Source organism: Rhizobium sp. 01T417, assembly GCF_056398905.1.
The window spans coordinates 59488-86402 of the sequence record NZ_JBFTQH010000008.1; the positions used below are offsets into that span (position 1 = coordinate 59488).

Sequence of the window (26915 nt, forward strand, 5' to 3'; positions counted from 1 at the left end):
GGCTTTGATCGTCCATCACAAGGGCGAGGGCGGCGGCGACAATTAGCCCGGTACTTCGAGTTCGATCATGAGATGCCGTCGTGCGCGATTGACACGGCTCTTGATTGTGCCGATCGGGCAATGGAAGTGATCAGCCGCCTCCTCATAGCTGCGCCCATCAATGAAAATGAACTCAAAAGCGCTGCGATACTTGGCCGGCAGACTTGCACATGCCACCTCAAGCTCATGACCGCGAACCCTCCACTCCTGTTCGGGCGCGACGGCTCGCTTTAGCGACAAACCGTCCGCCATCCCAACGATCTCCCGTTTCGCAATCCGATACCGGGTGCAAAAACTGTTGCGCATAATCGTGAAGAGCCACGATTTCAGCCGCGTCCCCTCCTTGAAATGATCAAGGTTCGACAGAGCCTTAACAAGTGTTTCCTGTACAAGGTCATCTGCGTCGTTGGGATGCCGATAGAAAGTATGGGCAAACGCTCGTAGTGCCGGAATGAGCGCGGCAACTTCCTCACTCATCGAGCCGGGAGAAATGTGTGCGGTCATTATCTCTTCCCCGCAACGGATACTGGAAGGAAAACCTCAAATGAGTGTTTGGTTCCAGCAAAACCGAATTGGTGCGATACCGCACGCTCGGGGCCGACGCCGGTGATATCGGAGGGCATTGTTACCGTCCGTTACCGTACGCGACTTCATGATTGACCTCTAATATATGGAAGTTACGATGGCTCCCGACCAAGCAACGGGAGAATGAATTTGACCTTCATGCGATGGCTTCGGGATGCGGATATGGCGATGCTCTCACGTTCAGTTCAGACCTGGTACAAGCATTTTGACGCCAAACCGGACGAAAGAGCTTCCGAGGTACTTTGCGAAGCGGCCATAGATCTCTTTCACCAGGGTCATAACACCCAGGATGAACTGGTCACCCTTCTGATTTCTCGATATCCGGGCCCTGAGGCGATCCTGATCAACGCTCCTACCTCGGCGTCCGTACACTGAGAACTACTGTCGCAAAAGTCTTGCCCTGGGTTTAAGAGGCCCCGCACCTTCTCTCAGTATTCACGATGCTATGCCGACATTGAGCGCGGGTAAGCGCGCTCCCTTATGATGTCAGTATCTGTTTGGCATCGAAGGGGAACAACGCCTCGTCCCAAGCATTCCTTCTCGCCAGTGCAGGAGGACGTCATGCAGCTTCTCGAAACCCATGTCGGCTCTGTTGTCGATGGAAAGCTTACGGTCGAATTTGTCGGCGAGGGAGGCGAACTTGTTTCCGTCAGGATGGTAACCGATGACCGCAGTCTCGGGGCAGACAGCGCCGTGCGACGCGCCAAGGAGGTGCTCGTGCAGCTGACGGCATTCGGAACCGACGGCAATGCCACCACCTTCGATCCTGTCGGGGCTGCGGCCGCCCGAGCGACGCCGAGTGATCTCGCGGAGCGCGACGAGGGACAATAGATGGCTAAACCCGTTGCATTTGTCACAGGAGCGGGATCGGGGATCGGGCTGGCGACGGCAGAGAAGCTGGCTCAGGGCGGCTACGATCTGTTCCTTTTCGATCTGGATCCGAGCGCGCTCGATGCGCTCACGAAGCGCCTTGAAAAAACCGGGACGACGGCAATGGCAATGGCAGGCGACGTCGCGTCGGAGCAAGATATGGAGCGCGCGGCAGGTAAAATCTTGGAAGGTTTCGGACGCCTCGATGCGGTCATCGCAAATGCCGGTATAAATGGCGTATGGGCACCGATCGATGACCTCACACCCGCGGAATGGGATACAACCATTAATGTCAACCTGCGTGGGACCTACTTGACCCTCAACAAGATGGTTCCGTTACTGAAGCAGTCAGGGGGAGGAGCGATCGTCATCGTTTCTTCCATCAACGGGGTGCGCACATTCACGACACCAGGTGCAACCGCTTATAGCGCGACCAAAGCCGCCCAAGTCGCCATGGCCCAGCAGCTTGCCCTCGAGCTCGCCCGCCATGCAATTCGCATCAATGTCATATGTCCTGGCGCGATCGAGACCAACATCGAAGATTCGACCGAGGTTCGACACAGGGAAGTGTCGGAGGTACCGGTGATCTGGCCGGAAGGTACCGTTCCGATCTCGGGAGGGGAGCCGGGGCGGGCTGGCGATGTGGCCGACTCCATCCTTTTCTTGGTGAGCACGTCCTCTCGGCACATCACTGGAAGCCCGGTCTTCGTCGACGGCGGACAAGGGTTGCTGCGATGAAAGATTGGGAATTTTCCTGGGGACCAGCCTCCAATCCCGACGGGTCAACCATCCTCAGGCTTTGGGCGCCGATGCAGGCGCGCGTCTCTGTCGCGATCGATGATCGGCAGGTACCAATGGACCGGGCTGATGATGGCTGGTTTTCCATTACGGAAACCTTGACCGACGATGCGGACTATTGGTTCGCCCTTGCGGACGGCACACGTGTTCCTGACCCGGCCTCACGGTGGCAGCGCGCCGGGGTGCTTGGACCATCTCGCCTCTGGGGATCCGACTTCAATTGGAAGGTACCTTGGAAGGGCCGTCCCTGGGAGGAGGCCATAATCTACGAGATTCATATTGGCACATTTACAGCCGAAGGAACGTTCGCGGCTGCAGAAAAGCACCTGCATCGGCTAGCGGAACTAGGTGTTTCGGCCGTCCAGATCATGCCACTCGCACAATTTCCAGGCACGAGAGGGTGGGGGTACGACGGCGTCTATCCCTATGCTCCTCATAATTCCTATGGTTCGCCAGACGACGTCAAAAACTTTGTGGACGAAGCCCATCGATATGGCCTCATGGTCTTTCTTGATGTTGTTTACAACCACTTCGGACCAGAGGGAAATTTTCTGCCGCTTTATGCAGCAGAGTTCTTTCGTAAAGACGATCCAACACCATGGGGCCCGAAGATTGCTTTCGAAAGGGAGCCCGTAAGGCGCTTTTTCATCGACAACGTGATCTATTGGCTTGATCAATTCCGGTTCGATGGATTGAGGTTCGATGCCGTAGACCAAATTGAGGATCGAACCGACCGGCACATACTGAAAGAGATTTCTGAAAAGGTTCGCGCGCGCTTTCTGGATCGCCATGTGCACTTGATCACGGAAAACCCTGCCAATGCCACCAATCTTCTCTCTCGAGATGGCGGACCCTTTTTTGTTGCCGACTGGAACGACGACTTCCATCATGCCATGCACGTGGCGGTCACGGGCGAGGCGAGTGGCCATTATGCTCCATTTGGCGACAAGCCATGGCAGAAGATGAAGCAGACGCTCCAAAACGGATATCTGTGCGACGGCAATAGTTTTCAGTCTCGCGATCGAGCCTGCTCGGCTTCGTTGCCGCCTACCGCCTTCGTGCATTTTCTTCAAAACCACGATCAGGTGGGAAACCGTGCGCTTGGCAATCGTCTTCACACCATGATTGATCAAAGCTGTCACAGGGTTTTGACAGAGATCCTTATGCTGTCACCGCAAATCCCGCTTCTTTTCATGGGCGACGACCATCTAACTCCGCGCAGGTTTCACTTCTTCGCCGACTATAATGGCGAGTTGGCGAGAGCGATCGCCGCCGGCAGGTCGACAGAAGCAGAAAATTTTGGTGGCCTGCCCGAAGGTTGTGGCGCGAGGGATCTGCCTGATCCGAACGATCTCTCGACCTTTCTGGACTCGAAACTCGATTGGGACGTTCTCGCTGACCATGAGGCGGCAGCGTGGGCATCTTTTTTCAAACGACTGATCAAGGTTCGTCGCAACCACGTTATTCCCTTGCTACCGGATGCAGACGGTTACGCGGGCTCGGTCGTTTCTGCGGTTGAACAGGCAGTGTTCCTTGACTGGAAGCTGGGTGCGCGAACCCTGCAGTTGAGAGCCAATGCCTCAGGGCGGGCAATGTCGATGGAACGCGATTGTGGCCAGAGGGTGTATCCGCCTGTCAGCGAGGCTGCAGAGGAGGTTTTGCAGCCATGGACAACGCACCTATATGTCCTTTAAGGCAAATCGTCCTTCTCAGAGCGCCGTTCAGTGAAGAAGCAAGCGGAAAAGCTAGCGAACAACGCTCCGTGACGACTTCCACGTAGGCGCGGCAAGGATTACCGCGCCTGCGTCAAATACCTATTTGACCGGGACTGACGCCTTGCCGAGTTTCACAGAGGGCTCACGGGCCCAAACACGAAGCGTGCCAAGCTTTGAGACGAAGGACGGCAGGCTGTCTTTTCCTGATAGTGAAACAATGCCTTCGTCTTCCATTCCAGCAATGCCCGCTTTTTCGAGCAAGGGTAAGGCGGACTGGTCGTATCCGATGAACTTGCAGTGCTGGAAGGCATCGGCCACAAAGTCGCGGGCCGTTGCCTCCTTGATCAGCTCTTCGATCGCTGCGGAGGAAGTCAGCAATGCCACGGCGTCAAACAGCACCGACGGGCCTCCGTCGATCATGTGATGTGCCTGGATCCATTTTCCATTCGAAGCGGTGACCCCGCCCACCTTGGGAGCAACAAACTCGACGATCGCTTTTTCCTTTCCGACAGTATCGGTCAATCCCTTCAGCAGATTGGCGTCTACGCCATCGGTTATGAGGATGCCAAGCTTTCGGCCCTCGAACCGCTTCGGACCCTTCTCCACGATGCTGAGGGCAGGTGAAGGCTCAAGATCCTGACGTGTCGGCATTGCCGCGTCCGCGGCCTTAGGCATGCTCTGGAAGCCAAGCTTATCGGCGACGGTCTTGGCGAGGCTCTCGTCGATATTAAGCAGATGAGCAACCATGCGTTCCCGGATGACCGACGTCTCCACCTTGCTCAGTTCAAACGTCAAAGCCGCCGCTATGTGGCGCTGCTCGGGCTGGGTCTGGCTGATGTAGAACTGTCGGGCTTGACTATAATGATCGGCAAAGCTTTCCGGACGAAGCCGTACCTTTCCACCCTCTTCGGACGAGGCAAAGTGCCGGTAACCCAGCACGGGGGACTCTCGGGGCCCTTCACCGAAAGAGTTCGGTTGGTAGTTGATGCGGCCGACCGGATTGCGCATCGCCATGTGGCCGTCCTGTTGGAAATGCTGGAACGGACACTTGGGCGCATTGATGGGTAGATGCGTGAAGTTTGGACCACCGAGGCGCTTGAGCTGCGTGTCAAGATAAGAGAAATTCCTCCCCTGCAACAGCGGATCATTGCTGAAGTCGATCCCGGGCGGGACGTTTTGGGTCATGAATGCAACTTGCTCAGTTTCGGCAAAGAAGTTGTCAGGCATCCGGTCCAATACCAGCCGTCCGATCGGTTTCACCGGCACGATCTCTTCGGGAATGATCTTCGTCGGGTCGAGGACGTCGAAATCGAAGCTGTCGGCGAAATCCTGATCGAACAGCTGCACACACAGTTCCCATTCAGGAAAATTGCCCGACTTTATGGACTGCCAAAGGTCGCGGCGGTGAAAGTCCGGGTCGGCACCGTTGATCTTGACCGCTTCGTTCCAGACCACGGATTGAAGGCCAAGCTTCGGCTTCCAGTGGAACTTCACGAATGTCGATTCGTCTTTCGCATTCACGAGCCTGAACGTGTGAACACCGAATCCTTCCATAAAGCGAAATGAGCGTGGAATGGCGCGATCCGACATCACCCACATGATCATGTGCATGCTCTCAGGGGTAAGGCTGATGAAATCCCAAAAAGTATCATGGGCCGACTGCGCCTGTGGAAAGGCCCTGTCAGGTTCCGGTTTGACTGCGTGGATAATGTCCGGGAATCTGATGGCGTCCTGGATAAAGAAAACAGGAATGTTGTTTCCAACGAGGTCCCAATTCCCTTCCCGCGTGTACATTTTCACAGCAAAGCCGCGGACGTCACGGGCAAGATCGAAGGAGCCTTTGCTGCCCGCAACCGTCGAGAAGCGAACGAATGCCGGTGTCCTTTCCCCGGGACGCTGAAAAATATCGGCTCTAGTATATGCTGCCAAAGATTCGTAGGTCTCAAAGAAACCATGTGCACCGTAACCGCGAGCATGGACAACCCGCTCCGGAATGCGTTCGTGGTCGAAATGGAAAATCTTCTCTCGGAAGTGAAAGTCATCAACGATGAGGGGCCCGCGGGCGCCTACCCTCAGTGAATTCTGGTCGTCAGCGACCGGCGCGCCTTGTGACGTGGTCAGGACTTCGGCGCCGTCTTCGGCAAATTGATGGAGCTCGCCACCATTTCCTCGATGAGGCTTTTGGTCGTGAATCGAGACAAGATTGATTTGGCCCTTCGTGGTTTTCTTCGCCATCGGTTGCTTTCCCTAAACTGGAGATGCGATTACTTCCCGTCGCTCAGGTCCCTTCGGTGCAACGGAACCAATCTCTCAACTTCATGTGAACGTTGAAGTTCCCGATAGGCTCCGAATTCCTCACTCCGGTGGAAATTGATTTCGCCTGGCTGCCCCGGACTAACTTCATTTGGCTGAAAGTACGAAGGCAGCAACTTCTGGTTATCCTGGCTCCACGCTCGGGCGGTGGTTCAATTGGAGATTCGATCAGGGCAGTGACCTTGGACCTTGGTCTGAGCGCCGTCAGACTGAAGTCCCGGGCCGGGAACCGTTGCTGCGCTTGGTGGTTCGTTCAGGGAGCGGACAATACCGCTTCCAATGGAGGAAAATGAATGCGTATCAAATTGATAGGAACTGCCACTGTGCTCGCTCTCGCATCAACTTTTGCCTACGCGCAATCGTCGACGGTGACGGGAGCTGCGGGCGGGGCAGCAACCGGGGCAATCGTCGGGGGGCCGGTCGGTGCAGCCGTTGGAGGTATCGTCGGTGGCGTTGCAGGTAGCCTCATCGATCCGCCGCCCCAGAAAGTCGTTACCTATGTGCAGCAAGTTCCGGCTCCGACGACCCGAGTCGTCGTCAAGGAAAAGGTGGTTGTTGGCCAACCGCTCCCCGAGACGGTCGTTGTAACGCCGATTCCTGATGATCCAAAGTATGCCTATGCGATCGTCAATGAGCAGCGGGTAATCGTCGAGCCATCCTCCCGGAAGGTGATCCAGGTCATCCAGTAGTCGTAAAAGGATGCTGGACGCATGCCGGCGGGGAGACAGTCCCCGCCGGCTCTCACCTGCCGTCATCCGCGGCTTAGGGGAATCGTGTGACAAAGCTCATAACAGAGATCAAGCTTGCCCAATTTGAGCTTCCCTATCTAGATAGGGTCGACAGACGCAATCTTGTCGGCCGTATCGTTGATGAGTTGCGGTTCTACCAGTCAAGAAAACTCGGCGAGTTGGCGTTAGACCGATATTTACATCTCGATGCGCTGATTAAATGCGTTTCGGTGATGATAGCTGACATAGCAGAGCTGGATGACGCTGAATTTCAAAGGGTCCTGAACGAGTTCGCAAAGCTGGTGGCTGTCCTCGAAAACCTTGCATCCGGTGGCAAGGACGCGGCGACGCTCCATTGATAGATTGATAGCGGGTACTGTCTCGTGGACTCATAAGCGCTCAGCCAGAGCCGTATGGCCGCGAGCGTGGCGAAAGCGAGGGGAGGCAACACGCTGGTGGTAACGCGTCGCGTGCAACGACAATGCTTGATCAGGTTGAAGCCGCTCAACCGGGTTTTTGTCGATAAGGGTGTGGGCTAAAGCAAATCGGATTGAGCCGGTTCCGACGGGGCAACGATCGCATGGATCTTGGTGGTCAACCCCCTTCCGCGATCAGACTTCGCGCGCGGTCGCTTGATCGTCGCAAAGAGCCCATTTCTACCGGCCAGCGACGTGCTAAGCTTGTTCAATGACAGCGGCTGACCACTACAGTTTTCGCAAAGCGACGTTGGATGATCTCCCGCTGCTTAGAGCATGGCAATCGAACCCGCATGTCCGCGAATGGTGGGACTCAGATGAGCCGTACGATGCGGCAGACTTGGCTGATCCTCGGGTAGCGCGTTGGATTGTTTCAATAGCCGATCGCCCCTTTGCGTTTATGCAGGACTATACCGTCCACGGCTGGCAAGATCACCATTTTGCCAAGCTTCCCAAGGGATCGCGGGGAATCGATCAATACATAGGAAACCCCGAAATGATCGGTGTTGGGCACGGATCAGCGTTTATCGGGGCGAGAATGAGGGCTCTGTTCGATGCGGGCGCACCCGTTGTCGCAACCGATCCTCACCCGGCCAATGAACGAGCGATTGCCGTTTACAAGAAACTGGGTTTCGAACCGTTCGGATCACCTCAAGAGACGCAGTGGGGCTTGATTTTGCCGATGCTTGCGAGGCAGTAAGCGGCACGCCATCATTTGCAGCTTCGTCCGCATCCGAGACATGGCCGGAGGCGCAGTTCCCATACACCCGGTGGCTGACACCAAGCGTATTTATAAGCACGCTGCCCTTCGATCCGGGCATCGCCAAACCACTGTTGCGTCTTGGAGTTTTCGCAGCGGTCGCATTCGTTAGACGGACATGTCTCACCAACTGTCTTCGGCATTCTGTATTGCGGTTGGATCGCCGGATCTTTCCAAGGGTTATGCGGCACTCGACATCGATGGCCGGCCAGCTTTCAAGGTCAGGCCGCGCGTGCTGCCGGAAATCTTCCTGCTACTCGGAACACTCGGTCGCCTGCTTCGTTTTAATTCCAGTCCGAACCTAGGAGGAAAACATGGATTGGAACCGCGTTGAAGGGAACTGGAAGCAGGTCAAAGGTAAGGTCAAGGAACAGTGGGGAAAACTCACTGATGACGATCTTGACCAAATCGATGGGCAACGCGACCAGTTGGAAGGAAAAATTCAGGAACGCTATGGGCTAGCTCGGGACCGGGCCCGTCAGGATATCGACGACTGGTACGGTAGCCAGACCTGGTAGACGAACTGGAGAGCCCGGAACGATCCGGGCTCCTTTTTGCGCTCTCGACACATTGGAAGATGCGATCTTGGATTTGCGTTCCCGCTGCCATGATACGACTATGAGCCAAAGCATCTCCGCTATGTGCGCCCTTAACACGGGACGATATAGGCTGGTGCCGCTCCGCGGTGACCGTGATTGTGTTGACCTTCACAAAAGTTCAAGTGGATAGACGATCCCGGCGTAGTGGTTTGGGTCGCCCTGCCGGTTCCGGAAGCACCTGCCCATCGCCATCACCCACCGAATTTCGTCGAAAGCATCAAGAACGCGATATTCTGCATGATAGGGCAGCCCGCTTCTGACGGCTTGCGAAATTTGAACTGCCACACGCTCGCGATCGTCGGTATGGATTCGCTCGATATACGAGGCGATCGGCAATCCACAGATCGTCTCGGCCGGATCGAGGCCAAACAAAGATGCTATGGCCGTATCGCCGTAGACGGTATCTCCAGCAAGAGCCCAGGTAAAAATTCCCGGCTCAGCCGCGTTCTCTTCGAGATTGCTTGCGATCCTCATCGCACCTCCGCTTCAAGGTTGGGTCCCCAACTGCCAGCAATGCCGGAAGTTCCAGAAGTTCACTATCAGCTCTGTGTCGGGACGCTTCGGTAGCGAATGGCCAGCTATGATGACACGACGTCGTCTCGTGGTACCGCACGCGAGCCGCCACAAGGCAAGGGGAGGGAAGCGAGGAACAATCCGGGGTGTCAGATGAACCTTCGTGTCCCATCCAGCATTTTGGTTCGCAACGAAAACAGGAAGGGTGGCGGCGCCACGCAATCGGAGATCACGCGACGCCCCTCACGTTTGACTTTTTCATGACAAATCAAACGCGCCAGCGCGGATTTCTATTGACGTTATAAAGCAGTTCGCCTGCAGATGCAAAATGACCAAAGAGCTGTCGCATCCGCCGTTCGTCGGCTTCACCTATCTGGTGCTGGCGGCAATAATCGCGCACCGACCAAATCCTCAAGGATTTCTTGGTATCGAGATCACCCTCTCTGATGTGCGTCGACATTACTCTCCTCCGTTTGGATGGGTGTTTTAGTGCAGGCTAAAATAAATGTCATTTAACTTTGACATTCCTGATTTGCCTGTTTCAGGACGTGACGTCTAATTTTTCCGGTCGAACATCAGCTCACTACTTCCGCTTTATCGCGTCTTCTCGGATCGCCAATGGGACAAGAGAGGCTCGCGCGTTCCCGTAACCGGATCAAGGGTAGGCAAAGATAACTTTCTGATCACGTCCATTTCCATGCCGGTGGCCGCCGAAGTCTTGATGTCGGCGCTCTGGCCCGGCGGGTAAGCACCGACAACCAGAAACGATTGGCTCGCGGCGACAAGGCAATGCCCAGTGCCGGCAGGTAAAATCAGGCAATCCCCAGCCGTGACCGCAAAATCGATACCATGAGGGCCCCCGATCATGATGGAGGCGTGGCCGTCAGCTACGCCTAACACTTCGTGCGCGTGGACGTGATAGTGTTGATAGCCAAAAATCCCGTCACGCCAGAGCCCCGTCCAACCGTGTTCTTGGAAGAGACTCTCAAATCGTTTTGCCGATGCCTCTTCGCTGATGACGGCAGATTTATAGAACAGCACTGGCAAAGCCCGGTTGTTCGGGATCCAATCGCTTGGCGAAAGAAGACTGGCTGTTACCTCCATCGATGCTTCCTTTCTCCAATTCCGGCGACCCTAACCAACGAGCAAACGAGATGACGCCACGAAAATGCAGCTATTTCCGTATCGTTCCATCAGTATTCAACGCTTGGCGCGAGACAAGCTGCGGAATTCGGACTGACGTGAACTGTGGCTATGTCGCCGCGACGGACTCGCTCCTTTGCGAGGCCATCGTGATTGCGCGACGGAACCTTGCAACCGTCGGTGAGTTGATCTCGCAAACGGAGATTCATCGTGACAAGATTCTACTTCCGAACCGGCCCGACAGACACTCCCTGGCAAGACGAAGATGGCTATGAGTTCCCCGACTTGCCAGCGGCGCTCGATGAAGCAAAGCGCCTCGTTGCCGAGATGGCCATCGACGGGATTCCCACTGCTACACGGGAGCCGCTTGAAGTTGAGATCTACAATCCGGACCGAGTTAAGATCGTGACAGTCTCATTGAATCTATGCATTGAGTATGCTGGTGGAGATTCTGAGAGATAGGGGACCAGTGTCTGCAAATGATCGGGCGAGGATGCCCGCCACTTTGCGTTCCGTTCACCCAGGTTTGGCGTCTTATTTGCTGGCGTACTTTTTTCCGCTCCTAGCAAGTTAAGCCGTACAACTCCTCAATGATCTTGAGACCTTCCTTATATTTTGACTGATCCAAACCAGCATTCCGGGCTTGCTTCAGATTGTCTTTAAGGTCGGCCACCTTTACCGGACGGGCAAGGTCGTCACTAGCTGCCCGAACGACAAACTCATCTTCGCTTTCGTTCTCTCTCCGGGTCAAGGCGTTGATGGCGGCAACTACGGAAGGATTGAATCCTTCATCCCTCAGACGTTCAAATGTCCAGCCGCGGCCCTTTTCGACAATGTCGTGCAGGTAGGCGACGATCCGCTGCTCGTCCCCCTCGACGGCGCTAGCGACGCGCTTGCAGTGCGAAAAATATGGGTTTCCTTCCTTGTCGGTCTGGCCTGCATGAGCCGAGAATGCGATTTTTATCGCTCGTAAAACATCCAACCCATTATCGCCTTCACTCATTAAGCCCAGATGCTCTGATGCCATGACTCTTACCTCCAGTAAATCAACGCCCGGGCAATGCTTTGAGTTCCTGCGCGTGCCGCCTGGTGAAGGCTCTGTTCTGAAGAAAACTTAAGGTCGACTCCCAGGATCTAATTCCTGCCGAGCGCAAACGATCGATCGAGGGTCGATCGACTTCAGTCTCAACGTGTCAATGGAACAAGCAGGGTTTCTGGTTGTTTGTCTGTTCTCAACCAGAGGAAACATCAATGAAAAAACTCATGATCCTTTCTATCGGCATGGTGATGACGGCCTCGGTCGCGCTCGCCCAGAGCGAAACGCCGACGACGACCCAGACAACACCCGCGGTCAAAACCGAGCAAAATCCGGGAGCCCCGGTAGCAGGCAAGAACAGCTTCACCGAAGGCCAGGCAAAGGCCAGGATCGAGGAAGCTGGTTACACCGACGTCACCGGCCTCAAGCTTGACGATCAAGGGGTGTGGCGGGCCAGCGCCACCAAGGATGGCAAACAAGCGAGCGTCTCCCTGGACTTTCAGGGCAACGTCACCATGGCCAAGTAACCACGAATAAACAAGGAAGCAGTCATATGAGAACGATCACTGGATTATATGATAACTACGATGACGCGCGCGCGGCCGTGTCAGCGTTGGAAGACGCGGGCGTCCCGTCCGATGACATCAGCATTGCCACCAACGAGGCGAATGGTGTTGATGTCGAAGCCCAGGGCAATCGCGCCGCAGAAGGCGCAGGAACCGGTGCCGGTCTTGGCGCACTGGCCGGCGGTGCCGGCGGTCTCCTCACCGGTCTTGGCATGCTTGCCATTCCGGGTGTGGGTCCCGTGGTCGCTGCCGGTTGGCTCGTTGCGACCGCGGCCGGAGTTGCGGCCGGCGCCGTTGCCGGCGGTGCGGTCGGGGGTATCGTCGGTGCCATGGTCAAGGAAGGCGTTCCTGAGGAAGACGCCCACCTTTACGCGGAAGGCGTCCGCCGCGGAGGATCGGTCGTCGCCGCGAGGGTGGAGGAAGCACGTGTCGCCGAGGCTCAGGCTATCCTTGACCGGTGGCGTCCCGTAGACATCGGAGCGCGGCGCGCGAGTTATGTTGAGCAGGGCTGGACCCGTTTTGACGAAACCGCCGATCCCTATACTGCGGAGCAGATCGCCGCTGAACGACAACGATATCGTTCCAGCCTCTAGGCGAACTGAAGCTGTAAGCGGCCGCCCGATGCGGCCGCTTCGGTTTCCTTCAGAAAGCTTCAGGATGACATCGGCATACAGGACGCCGGGCGACTAACCCCAGTGTCAGCCTCCCGCTGCTGGACAGCCGGTCGTTTAAAATAGCGCCCAATGGACATCCAGCCAGTGGTTCGCGCAGATGCCAAACGCGAAGCGTGGGACGGCGCGGGAGCAATTGGCGAGGTGCAACGCCCACTCTTCGGACAATTCGATATGCCGAGGGAATCGTTGACGGACAGCAGGTAAAACGTCTGGTCAAAGTTTTTATCCTGAGAGTTCGCCATCTCAAGATATGGTTTCTTGAAATGACGCAGCTTGACCTCATCTGCTCCGAAAGCCATCAAACGCGCCAATGAGCCGGGACTGAAAAGGCTGTTACGATCGGGATTGCAAGCTGGACGGGCGATCCGAACCGCATCCCAAGGTTTCGCTCCAAGCAACCGGTCAGCGTTTCATATCTGATGGGCCATGATCGACAGGCTTCCAAGAGATATCCAGTAACCATCCAGGGCGAGGTTAGAACGTCGCTTCCCCGAAAAGCGACTATAAAGAAGGCGGGATTTTGTTCGAAGTCTCCAGCAAAAAGCGCGTGGTCTGTACTCACGAAAAGTGGTGTATCGATCGGTATACGACGAGGTCGTCCGCGGTTACGATCGTGGTCTAGATCTTGACCTAGAATTCGCAACCGCGGGAGGCAAGCTGCATCTTTCGCTGCATAATCAAGTTCATGCTCTTGCCCGAATTCTCTGCCTTGGTCAGCAGTTTGGCGCAGGCCTTGGGGGTCAGTTTCCGAGCTTGCTTATTTTCCGGCGGTTGATCTGATACCGTCGGGCGAACTGTCAGTCCCTGGCCCGACGCGTCAAAAGATCCGCACAATAGTGTGGCGAGACCGATCATTGCCAGATAATGAATTTTACGCACGGGAAACTCCCTTCTTCGCGTGTATGGCTTGTAGCTGGAGGCAGTTATGGCTCAGTTGCTCGAGTATTGGTCGGTCAGGTTGCCGCCGAGATTCGAGTTCGATAACGGCCTGTACTTTTCCGCGAAGCGCAAGGCCTTTTCATCCTTTTGACGCTTGAGATAGGGCTCCAGCCACGCAAGCTGAAACGGCTCCAATGTCTCGCTGCCGGTTGAAAACGACTGCTCGGTACCCGCCTTTGCTGCCGCCAGCTGAGGGTTCTCAAGCGCAGAAAGTGTAAAGTCCACGATCCGTTCGAGCTTTGCGCCGCAAGCCTGGAACCCATCACCGTTACGGTTATCCAGGAGCACGGTGTTGACCACCAGGGGTGCGACCGCATGCAACTGATAATGCAACGCCTTGTCTCCTCTTTTCATTTCGAAAGGAAGAGCCCCGTCGTCGTCGGCGGAACACACGACCATTTCAGTGGACTTCGAGCCCCAGGAAATCAGCGCGTCGTCGTTCGTCGCCAGCCCGATCTGGGTGACCGCGAGCGCGGCCCAGGCCCGAAGGTTGTTCTGTGATGCCATCTCAGGCGCATCGTTATCGAAGAACGATTGTAGTGTATGGCCGAGTGGGCCCAACCATGCCTCGATTGCCCGTCGCTTCTCTGGAGGTGGAGCTGTTTTTTCTTTCGCCTCGTTATAGGCAATCGCGATGCCGGCAAGGCGTGGCGAAACGGCGAGCTTGGCATTCACGGTGCTCAGATCCGACAATGCCCCTGCATCCGCCCAGGATGCCAGGGCACTATAGAGACACAAGTGTTTCTCGTCGTTGGCATGCTTGCTGGAGGATCCCTTCGTAAGCGCCGCAACCGCTCTGACGAACAGGTCCAGAGGCCGAAGCGCCTTGTTGACTGCCGCGTTTTCATCCTCATCGATTTCCGAGCGCGAGGCATCGCCTTTCTCATAGCGGCTCCCGATTTCGAGGCTCGTCATAGGTTTCGGCACTCTCGGGCACTTAAGCTCGGCTTGCGCGAGCTGCGCCTCGACGGTAAGCAGACCCAGCGCCAACATTGGGACGAGAGCAGTCCGACGGCATGTCAATGGGGTCAAAGGCCACCACAGTGGCGGGAGAGTGGAACGTCTCATTTAATTTACCTTCGTTGACATAACTGACAGCATCTCATTTGCCTGCTTACTTCCAAGACGCGCTGCTTTTTCAAGCCATTGCTTCGCCTCCGGCAGGGATGGCCGCGTGCCGATCCCGTAAGCGTAATTTTGTGCCAGTAGCACCATTGCCTCGGAATCGCCCTTGTCTGCGGCCTTGCGGAACAGATCCGTCGCACTCGACGCTGCCTCGGCACCCCCACTGTTTGCAAGCTTCAGTTTTGCGTACTCACGCATTCCGACAGGATCGCCGGATTGCGCCGAGCGTTCGTAGATCGAGGTGAGGTCAATCCGGGCGAGGAGCTGTTCGTAGACAGTCTTGTGTGACTTCGCCAATCCATTCAAGCGGCTGGCAACCCGATCTGCGGAAGCATTCTGGATAACGGCGACCATCAACGTGGTCGCTTTCTCGAGCGAGAATTGCTGCCCCTGCCGATCAGTATATGTCTTCAAGAGATACTGCTCAGCCCTCGCGTCACCGCCGCGTGCTGCAACTTCAAACAAGCGCATTGCACTGTCTTGTCCGACTGGCGAAGGAAAGGTCGAATAGGCTTCCGCAAGCACTCTTGCTCTCCAGGGCTTGTCCTTTGAAAAGGTCTCGCCAACGTCCATCCAGTCCTGTGCTTTTTCAGGCTCGCGCAAATCGATATAGGCGTGCGCCATCGACAAGGCGGAATCAAAGGAGCAATCCATGAGGCTTTGAGCTCGCAGCAGATATTTTTCCTTCGTTGCGACATCGCTGACGTACCTTGCCGCGAAAATCGATGCATCTGCGTCGCCTCGATCAACGATGGCCGAGCGATACTGATTGTAGATTTCAGCCGGTGCGGCAAACTTGGTGGCCAGCAACTGCATGGCCTTTCCGTTGCCATGTGAGGCCTCAAGTCTCAGATATTTCTCTGCCGTTGCCAAAAGACTTGGATCTTCTGCAAAGGATGAGAGTATGAGTTCGCCGGCCCCGATGCGTGCGGCCGAGCTCGGCAGGTCGGCGGCCGAAAGAAACCGCTCCAATGCGGCACGTTTCTTGCCGATGTCATTCCCGGCAGCCTGCAGCATCAGGGCCGCAAACGCCGCTTCGGCATCGGGGCTGCGCGAGAGGCGACCCTCCCATTCCTTGATTGCATCCGCGTCCTTTGCGACAGAAGTCAGATACCAGAGATAGCCCGCAATCGCCTTTGGCTGTCCGTTGAGCGCGCCGGACTGAAGCAAGGCGGTTTGCGGATCATCAAGATGTTGCACGAGTCCATCGATGTCCTCGACAGACCATGCGCTGCCCTGCGATCCCTTGGCAGCATTTGACCAGTATTCCGCCTGTTCGAGTCGCGGTCCGTCTGGTGCATGACACAGATACGCGTCGCGCAGATCCTTCATCGTGTCTGTCCGGCCGAAATTGTCGAGGAGCGCCAATAGGAGATTGATGCCCTCATCGAAATTTCCATCACCAGTGCTGCTCAGACGAAGAGCCGCAAGGCTGTGCATCGACGTCATGTCACGACGATCAGCGCCTTGCTGAAAGAACTTGCTTGCCTGATCACGCGATTTCCAGAAACCATCCTTGTCAATCGCTAGATTGGCCAATCGCGCAAAAACCCAGCCGGGGGCATCCTCGAGTGACGCGAGTTCGTTCAGTGCTTGCACGTACTTCTCCCGAGCGTCCTTTGCATCGGATTCGCCATAGAGATTGGCAAGCCTGATCAAGCTGCTGCGATGTCCTGCCGCAACCGCCTGGCGATAATAGTATTCCGATTTTTCAAGGTCCTTTGTAACGATGGCGCCGACCTCATACACGTGTGCAAGCTCTGACTGGGCAGCAATCACGCCATTATCGGCCGCAAACTTGAGGTAGTGCATAAGGACGGCATTGTCCTTGCGAATATCCGCGCTTTCGAGGTGATAGCGGGCTACTTTCCACGCTGCGTTGCCATCGCCAAGATCGCCGGCAAACCGCAACCATGCCTCCGAAATCGTCCGGTCTTGCTTGACCACGTCTCCTTTTTCGTACTCTCGCGCAATGCGTGCCACGCGATCGCAAATTCCGCTGTCGAGCTTTCCGACCATTGCGCCAAAGGCCATGGTTATGGCCAGCGATGGATCGACAGACCAACCCTCGACCCGCTCGCCATCAAGGTTTCGCTTGGCAAGCTGCAGGAGCGCGTTCGGGTTTCCACCATAAGCGGCATTGACGAGATAGGAGAGAGCTTTAGTTTTATCCTTCTGAGCGACGACCCCCGTCAGTATCAGTTCAGCGGCGAGGTCGAGGTCCTTCGGCGCACCTGCCTCCGCCTGCGTGAAAAATGTTTCCAAGGCTCCGTTACTCTCGAGCTCCTTAATTTTGCCGGCACGCAGGTAAAGGGTAATCCTGTCAGCCTCCAGGTCCCGTGGCTTCAGGCTGCGGTCAATGTCCGGCAGAAGCTCGATCATGCGGGCGATGATGGGGAAATAAAGTTCCGGATCGATGTCTCGTAGCCGTTGAGCCTCGCGTTGGATGATCCAAGGTTGAAGTTTTGGCAGCGTCTTGCGATCCCATGAAACCCACCGATCGATCACTTCTCCATCGGGCGCGCGCTGTACACAGACCGCCTTGACATCTACCTTGGGTGGCAGGAACTCAATGGCCACCGGATCTGCCTTGACCTGGTCGATCGCCACTGCCAGCCACAGGCAGGTCGCGACGGTCCCGGCGAACAAAGGCGCAGAACGCAAAACTTGAGACAGCATACTCGCCCCCTATTGGTTGAGATGATTTTCGGTGACGACTACATGGTAGTCGCCCGCATTGCCCGACAAGACGATACTGAATCCGGCGCGCCGTTTCAGGTCGATCTTGTCGGTTTGCGTGATGGTCTTTCCACCTTGCTGAATTGCGAAGCTGAGATTGAGCGGGGCCCGCAGCGAAACACTCTCGGATGTTCCGGAGGCAACCCCTTTGATTGCCGTTGCATTTGCAGCGGGCACGGCGAGATCAATGGATTCAAGATCACTGAGATTGTAAAGATAGACCTGCGCCTTGGAAGGATCGTCCTTGACGCCATCCACATAGAGTTTCGTCTGCCCGTCCGATAGCTTGGCGTAGGTGTAGTACTTGCCTGGGGCAGCTGTGATGTTGATGCTCTCAGCACCGATCGACATGTCGACGTTGCCTGGCTTGACGGCCACATAAGGCGATACGCCATCGTCGAAACCTGCAACCTGGGATCCCGCGATCACAGCGGCTGATGCATTGGTATCGAGAATACGAACAAAGGATCCATTGGGATCAATCGGCTTGCCATAAAGCCCGGCATCTTGGGCCAACGAAAGCGTTGGTAGGGCCAGCATCAGGGTCAGAAGGGCGGCATATGTGCGTGGTAGAAACATGATCCTCACCTTGCTTTGGGATGGCAGACACTCACTGCTGCCGCGTTTGTGGACAGGCGGTCGAATTCGAGGGTAATTCGCTTGGATGCCTCGCTGGCAAAGTATCGCACCGGGAAGTAGAAGCGGCCCGTCGAGACCATTCGATCCGCCCGCACGATACTGCTTTGGTAGTCGTGACCGTCGTTCAGTTTGAAGCTCAATGTGGCGTGCCGGCTGAGCGCGTCGCCAGAAAATGCATAGATTACGGCGGAATCGGAGACCTCGCCCTGTTCAAGGGCTACACTCACTGTCGTGGGACCAAGAGGAGAAATTCTTTCGGGGTCGATCCTACGGCAGCTTTGACGCGCAGCTGTCGCCAGTTCGATCAGTGGTGCGTCACCGAACTTGCCGAGATTGTTGTAGATGGGATTTTCCCAGATCAGAAAACGAGGCCGGTTTGCCTGGAAGACCTCAGACGTCAGGTAGGAGGTAATAGAACCGAATTGGTTGCCGCCTGAAATCGAGTAGTTCGTCACTGGTGTTGATAGAGCCTGCGACAAAAAGCCAGCAAAGTTCGACGCCGGAAGATCCGAATAGCTGGTTCCCACCAGGGCGACGGTGCCACCGGAGGAAGGACTTCCAAATATGTCGATCGCGCTCGCTCCGCTGTCGGTCTCGACGGTTTCATACCCTTGCGTGCGGGGCAGGGGCAAAGCATCGGTGCAGCTGGCCTGCAGCATTCGCCGCATTGTAGAGATGATGGACGACGGCGTTGTCGGCCTTGTCTCAAAGTCTGCCTTCTGCAGTTCGCCAGCGCCTGGGAGTGAGCGAATTACCTCCGCAATTTTTCCTGCCGAGGCACGAGCTCCGGCGGACGTCCAGTGGAAGTCAGCCTGGAAAAATGGTGGTTCTTCGCCGGACTGTTGCTTGAGCCTTTTCAACAGATCAACGGTCACGATGCCATGCTCGCGCAGTCGCTGAATGACGCCTTCATATGCCTTCTTTGCCACATCGTAGTCGAACCCAAAGTCACTGCTTGCCGTGGCAGGCAGATATTGTGGCAGCACGAGGCTCTTTGTTGGTATTGGTACATAAACGAGCGTGGTTCCCTGGGCCTCAAGCGCCTCGGCGATCGTTGCGACCTGGTCAGCAGTATGCTCGGAAAGCTGCTGCTCCATGCGCAAGTCCGCAATAACCCGATAGAAGAACCCATTCCGTCCCTCGACCGACGCAAGTTGTTTATTGGTCTCGAGACCTGCGCATCCGAATGCCGATGACGCTGCGTAGCCGGTCCCCCACGAACCGAAGGTCAGCGCGATTGCGATGCCGGTACGCACGGCCGATTGTCTGATACGGCTCATCATTGAGAGACCTCGACAAGATTGGTGGGTTCGGTGTCCAGTCGGCGCAGGACCGCGGCCGCCACCGCCCTCGTGCTGGGTTCAGCACTTGTTTGCGCGGTTATCAGGAACTGCCTTGCTTCTTTTTTTTCCTGTTCACTTGTCAGCCCCTGCGAAATCATCGAGATCGCCATATCGAGGGCTGTCTTTGCATCGCCACTGGAGGCGGCCTGTCGTTCGTAGCGGATGACCTCATCGGGCTTGGCTCCGAAAGGTTGGCCACTTTTGTAAAACTTGATGAGTTGAGCGACCGCAACAGGATTCCCATGGGCGGCATGGTCGCGAAGGGTCTGCTCTGCCTGATCAAGCCGTGGCTCGCTGATGGAGCCTGTTTCGGTGCTGAGCAATCTGGAAAGTGGGGCAACAGCACCTGCACGGCCTGTACTGCATGCGATCGTGTAGTAGTGAACTGCGTCCGCTTTAAGCGTCGGGTTTGCCGCAAGTCGTTTGGCCACGTAAATTGCAGCCACGCCGTCGCCCCTGTCGGCCAGCATTTGCAGCTCCTTGTAGGAAACCCGCTGCCGGGCGATCATGCGCCGCCGGATTGATTGGAGCTCGGAGCCCTCCAGCTGGTCTGTTCTCGTAATTCCCTGATTGAAGCCTTGTCGATAGCGCTTCGCGTCTGCCTTTGATTTCGCGGCATCGGCGTTTTTTGTAACCGCGACGGCAGGTGTGACATTGCTGCCGAGGCCGAGCGCAAAACTGAAAGCGAGCAGGAGGGCATGAATCCGCATTTTATCTACTCCCTAACCGCAGATGCGGGCGCATCCCAAAGTCGAGGCTCTGTCAGGTAACGAACCGGAAACTCCCATAAGACAGTCGACTGTCCCTCAAGCTGGTTGTCGGCCGCCAGAAAATTGCGCATGGGAACTACAGGTCCACGGCCGACCTCAGCGACGTTCAGCACATCTACTCCCAAGGTCGCTTCCAGGTATGAGGAGAAGGACCACGTGTCATTGGCGCTATAGCTGGTGCCGACCAGAGCGACGGGGAATCGGTCGCTTTCGCCAAGAATGTCGGTTAGTAATCCCGCCTCATCTCGGCTTGCCGTTTGTGGTGCGACCACTTCATGTCCTAGTCCGATCGACGGCGCCAGTCTTTCGCCGGTCACGAACTTGACGAGGTCTCCCTCCACCGTGCGTTCCGGCTCGTCTTTCAAGGCAAAATGCGATTGGCCGGCAATACCTGCGAATGCTGCAACCGCACCTGCCACAGCCTTGGCGCCTGCTGGCGTCCAATGCGTGTCTGTCTTCAGGAAGACGGGCTCGCTGGTTTTGGCAGCGAGCAGGGCACCCCGCGTATCGACAGTGTCAATCTTTGCCAAGGACAGCGAATAGACAAAGTGGAGATATCGGTGCTCCGCGATCGAGGCATATCGGTCATCGGCAAGATTTTCGCGATAAATGTCGCTTTTGGCCGGAAGAGGCACGATGATCAGCCGAATTCCATGCGAGCGAAGAGTATCGGCCACTTTTGATATCTCGCGAACGCCGGTTTCGATGCCGGTGTCAGCGTTGGCGGCACCGCGAAACTCCTCTTCGGAAAAAAGCCATCCTCCCTTTCCGACAACCACACCGCGGCGTCCCTCGCCAAAAAGGATGTAGCGCGCAGCTCCAACCAGTTCGACCGCAAACTCGCGATGTGGCAGTTCTGATTTGTAGACGGTTTCGAGCGTCGTACCAATCAGCCCATGGCTAAGTTGCTCAAGGTTGGCAGGAAGTTTCGAAAGAGCCCCTGCCAACTGATGGCGAATGTCTACATTCGCTACAAGTGCATAGCCGAACAACATCGCTGGGAGTAGCAGTCTTGCGGCTGTATTATATCGAGCGTGGATCTGCATTGGTTCCTCAAAACTGAAAATAGAGAAACGGCGAGTGATTGGCCTCCGCGAGCTTCAATACCGTCACGGTTGCCAGCAATGTCAGCACTAAAGGGACAGCAATGGATTGGCGCGCTGTAGCGCTGCCGTCAGCAGAGGGCAGGTCAACGTTCGTCCGTTCCAGAACCAGGAGGTAAGGCTCGCTTACGACAATGACGCAAGCTACCGCAAGCGTGAGCAATCCCTCGTGTGTGATATCGAGAAGTTGCTCTGGTCGAACCCACAGCCCGTTGAACCCCAGCATGCCTGTATAGAGGTCGAGCGCGACAAAGACGTTCTCTGCCCGGAAAATAACCCAACCCAATAAAACGATCAAAAGCGTCATGGGTAATGCAATCAACCACGAGGCTGCAATCTTGTTCCAGCCGGTTGCGCGTTCGACCGCCAACCAGCCACCGTGCCATCCGCCCCAGAGCACGAAAGTCCAGTTGGCACCGTGCCAGAGCCCACCGAGCAGCATGACCAAAATCAGGTTGACGTAGGTCCGGATAGGACCGTGGCGGCTCCCACCAAGCGGGATATAGAGATAGTCTCTAAGCCAGTTTGAAAGGCTGATGTGCCATTTGCGCCAGAATTCGGTGATGCTGCGGCTGAGATATGGTGCGTCGAAGTTTGGAGCGAAGCGAAACCCGATCATCAGGCCAAGTCCGATCGCCATATCGCTGTATCCGGAAAAATCGAAGTAGAGCTGCATCATGTAGGCGATGGAGCCAAGCCAGGCTTCGATCAACGTCGGGTGAGGGCTTGCAAAGATGCTGTCCGCGATCGGCGCGATCGGATCTGCAATCAACACCTTCTTTGCAAGGCCAATGACAAACAGTGCCGTGCCGTCGGCAAACTTCTGCAACGTGTGTTCACGATGCTTGAATTGGTCCGCCAGATCTTTGAAACGCAGGATCGGTCCCGCGATGAGTTGTGGGAACAGAGCCTTGTATGCCGCCAGATCAATGAAGTTGCGCGTTGCCGCTGTGTCCCGGCGATAGACATCGATCAGGTAGCTGATCGACTGAAAGACATAAAAGGAGATGCCGATTGGCAGGATGAGACGCCAGTGGACACCAAGGCCCTCGGCATCCGTGCCGATCAGGGCCGCAAGGCTGTCGATGAAGAAATTCAGATACTTGAAAATGCCAAGCACTGTCAGGCAGCCGGATATACCAAGCGTCAACAGGATCTTTCCCAATTGCCGCTCCCGATTGCGCTCGATGGCGATCGCGAAGGTGTAAACCCACACTGTGGTCGCAAACAGCAGCGCCAGAAAATCCATCCGCCACCAGCCGTAAAAAATATAGGAGGCTATGAGGATGGTAAGAGAGCGGCCGGCGACGGGCGTCGCATAGTAGGCGACCAGGAAGGTTGGAAGAAAAAGAAAAACAAAAACCTCGGAGGAAAACACCATGACGTCATGCTCTCTTCTTGGCGACGCAATGAGCCAGATCGACGGCTGAAAACTGCGACAACTCACCACCCTCTGACGTGGTCGACGCCAGCTTGAATTCGCCAGGCTTGCTGGATGCGACAAATTCCAGCAGTTCGCCGAGATTGGTTGCGAACTCGCCATCAGCGATTCTTGGAAGCTGCCGCTCGAAGTCATTTGCGGAAAGGCTTAACTCACCCAGCCTTGCGCCGCTCAACCCGAAGCGGTTGTCCTTGAAAATGTTTCGAGAAACGAGGAGGGCGGCATGGTCGGACTGTCCGGAAATCGCCAGACCCGCCGACCCATTTGCAATCAGATGGTTGTCTTCAACCTTGCCCCTAAGGACGGACCGCATCGCGATGCCCCGCGAGCCATTGGCGATGACAAAATTGCTTGTGATCGCAACACAAGCCGAACCAGCGACACTGACGCCTGCCAGCCTTGATTTCCCGACGAGGTTGCGAGAAATCCTGACATCAGTTGCTCCGCCATCCACAAAGATTCCGTTACCTGGACTGTCAACGATAACGTTGTGCGAAATGTCGATTTGACTGGAGCTGTCAGTCACCTTGATGGCGTGCGTACCGGTTCGTTGCGAAACGATATTGTCGGCAATACGCACATCGCGCGCCGCCTTTACAAGGACTGCTGTTTTCGAGCCGTCGACAAATCGATTGCCGGTAACGTCAAGCCTATTCGACGCGGTGACTGCGACCCCAACGCCGTTCCTGAACAGGTTATCCCTCAGCATCGACGCTGTTCCCGACGCCGAAAACTGTTGATGCGTAAATGCCAAACCGCTTGATTCGGGAAACGCGGGAGAGCCGAGGTTTGAAATTACGCTTCGACTAACCTGTGTCGCGCCGGCAAATGTCGTCAGCAGAAATGGCCGGAAATCGCTCTTTGCATCCGGTGTTGCGTCCAGTCGGGCTCCAATGATTTCGAGCACGCCGGTATTGACAATAAAAGCGCCCTGGCTGCTGTCCAGGGTCAATGTCTCGCCCGGCCCGATTGTCAGTGCCCCGCCGCCCCAAATGAAGATGGGTCGGTGGGCGACATATCCTTCCGGCCGCCTTTCCAGATAGCTCCCAATCCCCTTTGACTCCAATGCCTGTCGAACATCGTCCAACGTATGAGAGCCACTTTCGATAACGATGGCGCTTGCCTGCGGGTCGGGCTGCGCCTTGAGGCTCGTCTCTACGAAGCCGTCGCTCGCCGAAAGTCCAATGCGACGCATGAGAATGTCGATGGGCGAACGACTGACACGCTTTTGACCTTGTGGCAGCACAAGTCGCGCGGCCTGCTCCCCCGCCTGCAATTTGCCGATTCCGGCAAACTCGTTGGCGCGCGCAAAGATCTCGGCGGACGGCACGTCCAAGCTGCGTGTCTCGAACTCGAGCGCTTCCAGCTGTCGTTTGAATGACGTTTGCTGGCCGAGCGCGAAAGGCGGCCACGCTAGGCAAGCGGCAAGGGCAATAACAAAAGCAGGACGACTAGGCATAATCGGCCGCCCTCACATCAGCCGCAATGGCGGCAAGTGATTGACCGGACAGGCCAATTGCGCTGGCATTGCCACAGCTGATTTCAATAACCTCGGCCGGCGTATCCGCGGTATTGACAAGTCTTGCCTCCTTGCCGATCGCAACCATCGCCGACAGCCCGGGAGTTAACTCGGATTGGGTGTGGTCACCAACAAGCTGCAGGCGACCGTGGATGACGGCGAGAGTCCGCGATACGCCCTCCTCGCCAACAAGGGTGACGGTCTTTCCGCTGTCTATGCTGAGAAGATCCATGGCAAAGCCGGGGCCTGATTGCATCGACTTGATCCTGCCCCACTCGGTGACCTGGCTGCGATGATTTTCTGCTTCCCGACGCTTGAGGGTCACGAGGTGCTCGACAATCCGCTTGACGTCCTGGGCGCTTGCCTTGTTTGTGACAAGCAATGCGTCGTCGGTATCGACCACGACCACATCGTTCATGCCGACGACAGCAACCAGACGCTCGCCGCCGCGGACCAGAGAGCCTCGCGTATCAAACAGAACGACGTCCCCTGACGTGACATTGCCACTCTCGTTTTTCATTCCGATCGCGTGGAGAGAGGTCCAACCGCCGACGTCGTCCCATTCGATCGCCGCCGGCGCAAGGGCAATGTCCTTACACCGTTCAAACACCGCCTTTTCGGTTGGTTGACTTTCAGCTTTCATGAAATGTCGTTCGTCGAGCAGCAGCCCCGCCTCTGTTTCAAGGGGCGAGGCGGACTGGAGAGCCGCCTGCACATGCGCAAATGTCGCCGGGTCGTGACGCTGGTATTCCGAGATCAGCTTGCTTGCCCGAAACATGCTGATGCCCGAGGCCCAATATGCAAAGCCTGTGTCAATTAACGATTGAGCGATCGTTGTGCTCGGCTTTTCGATGAAGCTTTCGACGCGATGCAGGCCTGGATAATGGTCGAACCGGCCTCCGTCCATGATGTACCCGTAGCCTTTTTCGGCATAGCTGGGCTGAATACCGAAGGTCACGACCAATCCATCCAGGGCCGCATCGTGCATTTGTGCAATCAACCGATTGAGCTCGYCTTTAATGACATGGTCAGATGGAAGCACGACCAGCACAGCATCAGGTTTGGCACCAGCAAGATAGAGTGATGCCGCCAGTACCGCTGGGCCCGTGTTCCTTGCCACTGGCTCAGTTATGATGTGTGCCTTGCTTTGAATTTCACGAAGCTGGCGGCCAACGGTTTGCACATGACGAGAACCGACGCAGACGATCGGGTCGGAGAACAGATCGCTGCGATGGCGTTGAACCGTACTCTGAAAGAACGTCAGGGAACCTTCGCCATTGATCGGTTGGAACTGCTTTGGCTGATGAGCTCGCGAAAGCGGCCAAAGACGAGTCCCTGAACCTCCACAGAGAATCAGTGGATGAATGTCACTCATTTCGAACCCCACAGATATGACAGGCCGGCCTTCATCGAACGCAATAGTTCAGGCGAGTTGTCGAGGCGCACCGCCACCGGTGTTCCGGGAGTGGCCTCCAATGGTCGAATGGGAAGCAGAGTGACCGGCAGCGGCCCCCCGGGGCCGGTGGCAGTACGGTCGAGGACAACCTTAGCCTCAATTCGATTTCCGCCAGGCGTTTCAATTTCAGCTGTCGCCCCCTCGGCCAGTCGGCGCAGTTCGGGGCCTGTCAGCGTAGACTGGACGATGAGTGGTGCGTCGCGCCTGTTTGCATCGAGGATCGGTTGTCCGAGGAGGACCGTGGAGCCGCGTTCGATTCCTGCTGGGATCACATCGCAGTCGCAAGGCATGCTGGCGGTCAGAGAGACGCCATTCGATGACAGGATCGAATAGACCGGTTGGCCGGCCGCGGCGTTCAAATTGATAAAGTCAATCTGACCGCTGGTGGTCGCCTTCATTGTCAGGCCCTGACGCTGAACCACCGCGGGTCCATCGACGTCAGTCACGAAAAGCCGGTTGCTCAGTCCTGATGCGATGAAGGCGATGAGGCCAATGGTGGCCAAACTGATACCGAGTGTCCCGGCTACCTTGGCCAGAACAGCGTTACCTGGCTGCAGGGCGCCTTTTGGAGTGGACGTAGTTTCACCTTGTCCGGCCCCTGGCGTGCCAAGGAGCCCGTTCAGGGTAATCTGGTCGCCTGCAAGCCAGCTATTCAAGAGATAGCGGATCTGCGGCATGTGCTGACCAGTCGGATCGCGGAATCGCAAGATCATTGCGCCGGTTTCACTATCACTCGACGCAACCGTCACATCGATCGGCAGTGACAACCAGAATTCTTTGAAGTTGAAGCGAAAGATGGCAAGTTTGGCGGCCCCCGCCCAGTTAGCCGCTGCAATTCCGGCAATTCTGGCGCCTACCATGGAAAGGGTTACCCCCTCATAAGCGCGGCCATCGATCGTGACGGAAAACGGTATGCGCAAGCGCGGATGTTCATTCGCCTCTTCGAAATCGGGCACGTCGCCCGCACCCTTGTCGACTGAAGGCACTTCTTTTTCGCGATGGTCGATAGTCGTCATCAGAGATCCT

Annotated in this window: 27 protein-coding genes; 11 read left to right on the top strand and 16 right to left on the bottom strand. The window is 56.3% G+C overall.

What is annotated here, in order from left to right:
• Positions 1-42: 42 nt before the first annotated feature.
• The gene (locus AC1DPR_RS11035) at positions 43-543 is read right to left on the bottom strand and encodes a sigma-70 family RNA polymerase sigma factor (RefSeq protein ID WP_113471860.1); all 501 of its coding nucleotides are present in this window, start codon (positions 541-543) and stop codon (positions 43-45) included.
• Positions 544-1185: 642 nt separating this feature from the next.
• Here AC1DPR_RS11035 and AC1DPR_RS11040 point away from each other — a divergent pair.
• The 3 genes from AC1DPR_RS11040 to treZ are packed head-to-tail and all read left to right on the top strand — an operon-like array spanning position 1186 to position 3986.
• Positions 1186-1455, top strand: a complete 270-nt coding sequence (locus AC1DPR_RS11040) for a hypothetical protein (RefSeq protein ID WP_113162975.1) — start codon at positions 1186-1188, stop codon at positions 1453-1455.
• Positions 1456-2232 (top strand): SDR family oxidoreductase, encoded by a 777-nt coding sequence (locus AC1DPR_RS11045; RefSeq protein WP_477816292.1) that lies wholly within the window; start codon positions 1456-1458, stop codon positions 2230-2232.
• The gene (gene treZ, locus AC1DPR_RS11050) at positions 2229-3986 is read left to right on the top strand and encodes a malto-oligosyltrehalose trehalohydrolase (RefSeq protein WP_477816293.1); all 1758 of its coding nucleotides are present in this window, start codon (positions 2229-2231) and stop codon (positions 3984-3986) included. The genes AC1DPR_RS11045 and treZ overlap by 4 nt, the downstream gene beginning before the upstream one ends.
• Before the next feature lie 120 nt (positions 3987-4106).
• On the opposite strand, the gene katE is transcribed toward treZ, so the two are convergent.
• Positions 4107-6242, bottom strand: coding sequence for a catalase (katE, locus tag AC1DPR_RS11055; RefSeq protein ID WP_477816294.1), 2136 nt, complete (start codon positions 6240-6242; stop codon positions 4107-4109).
• Positions 6243-6613: 371 nt separating this feature from the next.
• Between katE and AC1DPR_RS11060 the strand changes: the two genes are divergently transcribed.
• The 4 genes from AC1DPR_RS11060 (at position 6614) to AC1DPR_RS11075 (ending at position 8802) form a co-directional block, all read left to right on the top strand.
• Positions 6614-7009 carry a DUF1236 domain-containing protein gene (locus tag AC1DPR_RS11060; RefSeq protein ID WP_477816295.1) on the top strand — a complete coding sequence of 132 codons (396 nt, stop codon included), beginning with the start codon at positions 6614-6616 and terminating at the stop codon, positions 7007-7009.
• Positions 7010-7095: 86 nt separating this feature from the next.
• Positions 7096-7407, top strand: coding sequence for a hypothetical protein (locus tag AC1DPR_RS11065; RefSeq protein WP_477816296.1), 312 nt, complete (start codon positions 7096-7098; stop codon positions 7405-7407).
• A 328-nt stretch (positions 7408-7735) separates the two neighbouring features.
• Positions 7736-8224 (top strand): GNAT family N-acetyltransferase, encoded by a 489-nt coding sequence (locus tag AC1DPR_RS11070; RefSeq protein ID WP_477816297.1) that lies wholly within the window; start codon positions 7736-7738, stop codon positions 8222-8224.
• A 374-nt stretch (positions 8225-8598) separates the two neighbouring features.
• Positions 8599-8802, top strand: coding sequence for a CsbD family protein (locus AC1DPR_RS11075; protein WP_018859863.1), 204 nt, complete (start codon positions 8599-8601; stop codon positions 8800-8802).
• A gap of 189 nt (positions 8803-8991) precedes the next feature.
• On the opposite strand, the gene AC1DPR_RS11080 is transcribed toward AC1DPR_RS11075, so the two are convergent.
• Positions 8992-9357, bottom strand: coding sequence for a PAS domain-containing protein (locus tag AC1DPR_RS11080; RefSeq protein WP_477816298.1), 366 nt, complete (start codon positions 9355-9357; stop codon positions 8992-8994).
• A 367-nt stretch (positions 9358-9724) separates the two neighbouring features.
• On the opposite strand from AC1DPR_RS11080, the gene AC1DPR_RS11085 reads away from it, so the two are divergent.
• Positions 9725-9886 (top strand): hypothetical protein, encoded by a 162-nt coding sequence (locus AC1DPR_RS11085; RefSeq protein WP_477816299.1) that lies wholly within the window; start codon positions 9725-9727, stop codon positions 9884-9886.
• 104 nt (positions 9887-9990) lie between these two features.
• Here the strand turns inward: AC1DPR_RS11085 and AC1DPR_RS11090 are convergent, their stop codons facing one another.
• A complete protein-coding gene (locus AC1DPR_RS11090; protein WP_477816300.1) occupies positions 9991-10500 on the bottom strand; it encodes a cupin domain-containing protein in 510 nt (169 codons plus the stop codon).
• Positions 10501-10749: 249 nt separating this feature from the next.
• Here AC1DPR_RS11090 and AC1DPR_RS11095 point away from each other — a divergent pair, with 249 nt between their 5' ends.
• Positions 10750-11001, top strand: coding sequence for a DUF6894 family protein (locus AC1DPR_RS11095; RefSeq protein ID WP_113164039.1), 252 nt, complete (start codon positions 10750-10752; stop codon positions 10999-11001).
• 100 nt (positions 11002-11101) lie between these two features.
• Here AC1DPR_RS11095 and AC1DPR_RS11100 read toward each other — a convergent pair whose 3' ends face one another.
• A complete protein-coding gene (locus AC1DPR_RS11100; protein ID WP_477816301.1) occupies positions 11102-11566 on the bottom strand; it encodes an HD domain-containing protein in 465 nt (154 codons plus the stop codon).
• 224 nt (positions 11567-11790) lie between these two features.
• On the opposite strand from AC1DPR_RS11100, the gene AC1DPR_RS11105 reads away from it, so the two are divergent.
• Both AC1DPR_RS11105 and AC1DPR_RS11110 read left to right on the top strand, forming a co-directional pair.
• Positions 11791-12102 (top strand): PepSY domain-containing protein, encoded by a 312-nt coding sequence (locus AC1DPR_RS11105; RefSeq protein ID WP_477816302.1) that lies wholly within the window; start codon positions 11791-11793, stop codon positions 12100-12102.
• Between the two features lie 26 nt (positions 12103-12128).
• Positions 12129-12734 (top strand): general stress protein, encoded by a 606-nt coding sequence (locus AC1DPR_RS11110; RefSeq protein WP_477816303.1) that lies wholly within the window; start codon positions 12129-12131, stop codon positions 12732-12734.
• A gap of 711 nt (positions 12735-13445) precedes the next feature.
• Here AC1DPR_RS11110 and AC1DPR_RS11115 read toward each other — a convergent pair.
• From AC1DPR_RS11115 to AC1DPR_RS11165, 11 genes are read right to left on the bottom strand one after another with little or no spacing between them, the layout of a single operon-like run.
• Positions 13446-13694, bottom strand: a complete 249-nt coding sequence (locus AC1DPR_RS11115; RefSeq protein ID WP_477816304.1) for a hypothetical protein — start codon at positions 13692-13694, stop codon at positions 13446-13448.
• Positions 13695-13745: 51 nt separating this feature from the next.
• Positions 13746-14822 (bottom strand): alginate lyase family protein, encoded by a 1077-nt coding sequence (locus AC1DPR_RS11120; protein WP_477816305.1) that lies wholly within the window; start codon positions 14820-14822, stop codon positions 13746-13748.
• Positions 14823-17558, bottom strand: a complete 2736-nt coding sequence (locus AC1DPR_RS11125) for a tetratricopeptide repeat protein (protein ID WP_477816306.1) — start codon at positions 17556-17558, stop codon at positions 14823-14825.
• 9 nt (positions 17559-17567) lie between these two features.
• Complete coding sequence (locus AC1DPR_RS11130) at positions 17568-18197, bottom strand: alginate O-acetyltransferase AlgF (RefSeq protein WP_477816307.1); 630 nt, start codon at positions 18195-18197, stop codon at positions 17568-17570.
• A 5-nt stretch (positions 18198-18202) separates the two neighbouring features.
• Positions 18203-19513 carry an alginate O-acetyltransferase AlgX-related protein gene (locus tag AC1DPR_RS11135; RefSeq protein WP_477816308.1) on the bottom strand — a complete coding sequence of 437 codons (1311 nt, stop codon included), beginning with the start codon at positions 19511-19513 and terminating at the stop codon, positions 18203-18205.
• Between the two features lie 23 nt (positions 19514-19536).
• Positions 19537-20310 (bottom strand): SEL1-like repeat protein, encoded by a 774-nt coding sequence (locus tag AC1DPR_RS11140; RefSeq protein ID WP_477816309.1) that lies wholly within the window; start codon positions 20308-20310, stop codon positions 19537-19539.
• A gap of 5 nt (positions 20311-20315) precedes the next feature.
• Positions 20316-21416, bottom strand: a complete 1101-nt coding sequence (locus tag AC1DPR_RS11145) for an alginate O-acetyltransferase AlgX-related protein (RefSeq protein WP_477816310.1) — start codon at positions 21414-21416, stop codon at positions 20316-20318.
• Between the two features lie 7 nt (positions 21417-21423).
• The gene (locus tag AC1DPR_RS11150; RefSeq protein WP_477816311.1) at positions 21424-22854 is read right to left on the bottom strand and encodes an MBOAT family O-acyltransferase; all 1431 of its coding nucleotides are present in this window, start codon (positions 22852-22854) and stop codon (positions 21424-21426) included.
• Between the two features lie 4 nt (positions 22855-22858).
• Positions 22859-24373, bottom strand: a complete 1515-nt coding sequence (locus AC1DPR_RS11155) for a right-handed parallel beta-helix repeat-containing protein (protein ID WP_477816312.1) — start codon at positions 24371-24373, stop codon at positions 22859-22861.
• The gene (locus AC1DPR_RS11160; protein ID WP_477816313.1) at positions 24366-25820 is read right to left on the bottom strand and encodes a mannose-1-phosphate guanylyltransferase; all 1455 of its coding nucleotides are present in this window, start codon (positions 25818-25820) and stop codon (positions 24366-24368) included. Before AC1DPR_RS11160 ends, AC1DPR_RS11155 begins: the two co-directional genes overlap by 8 nt.
• A complete protein-coding gene (locus AC1DPR_RS11165; protein ID WP_477816314.1) occupies positions 25805-26905 on the bottom strand; it encodes a hypothetical protein in 1101 nt (366 codons plus the stop codon). The genes AC1DPR_RS11160 and AC1DPR_RS11165 overlap by 16 nt, the downstream gene beginning before the upstream one ends.
• Between the last annotated feature and the right edge of the window lie 10 nt (positions 26906-26915).

Bases quoted from the DNA above. Each gene is read 5' to 3' on its own strand.
- AC1DPR_RS11130 (WP_477816307.1), bottom strand. From the start codon at position 18,197: ATGTTTCTACCACGCACATATGCCGCCCTTCTGACCCTGATGCTGGCC.
- AC1DPR_RS11140 (WP_477816309.1), bottom strand. From the start codon at position 20,310: ATGCGGATTCATGCCCTCCTGCTCGCTTTCAGTTTTGCGCTCGGCCTC.
- AC1DPR_RS11080 (WP_477816298.1), bottom strand. From the start codon at position 9,357: ATGAGGATCGCAAGCAATCTCGAAGAGAACGCGGCTGAGCCGGGAATT.
- AC1DPR_RS11090 (WP_477816300.1), bottom strand. From the start codon at position 10,500: ATGGAGGTAACAGCCAGTCTTCTTTCGCCAAGCGATTGGATCCCGAAC.
- AC1DPR_RS11035 (WP_113471860.1), bottom strand. From the start codon at position 543: ATGACCGCACACATTTCTCCCGGCTCGATGAGTGAGGAAGTTGCCGCG.
- AC1DPR_RS11150 (WP_477816311.1), bottom strand. From the start codon at position 22,854: ATGGTGTTTTCCTCCGAGGTTTTTGTTTTTCTTTTTCTTCCAACCTTC.
- AC1DPR_RS11060 (WP_477816295.1), top strand. From the start codon at position 6,614: ATGCGTATCAAATTGATAGGAACTGCCACTGTGCTCGCTCTCGCATCA.
- AC1DPR_RS11070 (WP_477816297.1), top strand. From the start codon at position 7,736: ATGACAGCGGCTGACCACTACAGTTTTCGCAAAGCGACGTTGGATGAT.
- AC1DPR_RS11155 (WP_477816312.1), bottom strand. From the start codon at position 24,373: ATGCCTAGTCGTCCTGCTTTTGTTATTGCCCTTGCCGCTTGCCTAGCG.
- AC1DPR_RS11085 (WP_477816299.1), top strand. From the start codon at position 9,725: ATGACCAAAGAGCTGTCGCATCCGCCGTTCGTCGGCTTCACCTATCTG.
- AC1DPR_RS11105 (WP_477816302.1), top strand. From the start codon at position 11,791: ATGAAAAAACTCATGATCCTTTCTATCGGCATGGTGATGACGGCCTCG.
- AC1DPR_RS11165 (WP_477816314.1), bottom strand. From the start codon at position 26,905: ATGACGACTATCGACCATCGCGAAAAAGAAGTGCCTTCAGTCGACAAG.
- AC1DPR_RS11040 (WP_113162975.1), top strand. From the start codon at position 1,186: ATGCAGCTTCTCGAAACCCATGTCGGCTCTGTTGTCGATGGAAAGCTT.
- treZ (WP_477816293.1), top strand. From the start codon at position 2,229: ATGAAAGATTGGGAATTTTCCTGGGGACCAGCCTCCAATCCCGACGGG.
- AC1DPR_RS11100 (WP_477816301.1), bottom strand. From the start codon at position 11,566: ATGGCATCAGAGCATCTGGGCTTAATGAGTGAAGGCGATAATGGGTTG.
- AC1DPR_RS11125 (WP_477816306.1), bottom strand. From the start codon at position 17,558: ATGCTGTCTCAAGTTTTGCGTTCTGCGCCTTTGTTCGCCGGGACCGTC.
- AC1DPR_RS11045 (WP_477816292.1), top strand. From the start codon at position 1,456: ATGGCTAAACCCGTTGCATTTGTCACAGGAGCGGGATCGGGGATCGGG.
- katE (WP_477816294.1), bottom strand. From the start codon at position 6,242: ATGGCGAAGAAAACCACGAAGGGCCAAATCAATCTTGTCTCGATTCAC.
- AC1DPR_RS11145 (WP_477816310.1), bottom strand. From the start codon at position 21,416: ATGCAGATCCACGCTCGATATAATACAGCCGCAAGACTGCTACTCCCA.
- AC1DPR_RS11120 (WP_477816305.1), bottom strand. From the start codon at position 14,822: ATGAGACGTTCCACTCTCCCGCCACTGTGGTGGCCTTTGACCCCATTG.
- AC1DPR_RS11110 (WP_477816303.1), top strand. From the start codon at position 12,129: ATGAGAACGATCACTGGATTATATGATAACTACGATGACGCGCGCGCG.
- AC1DPR_RS11075 (WP_018859863.1), top strand. From the start codon at position 8,599: ATGGATTGGAACCGCGTTGAAGGGAACTGGAAGCAGGTCAAAGGTAAG.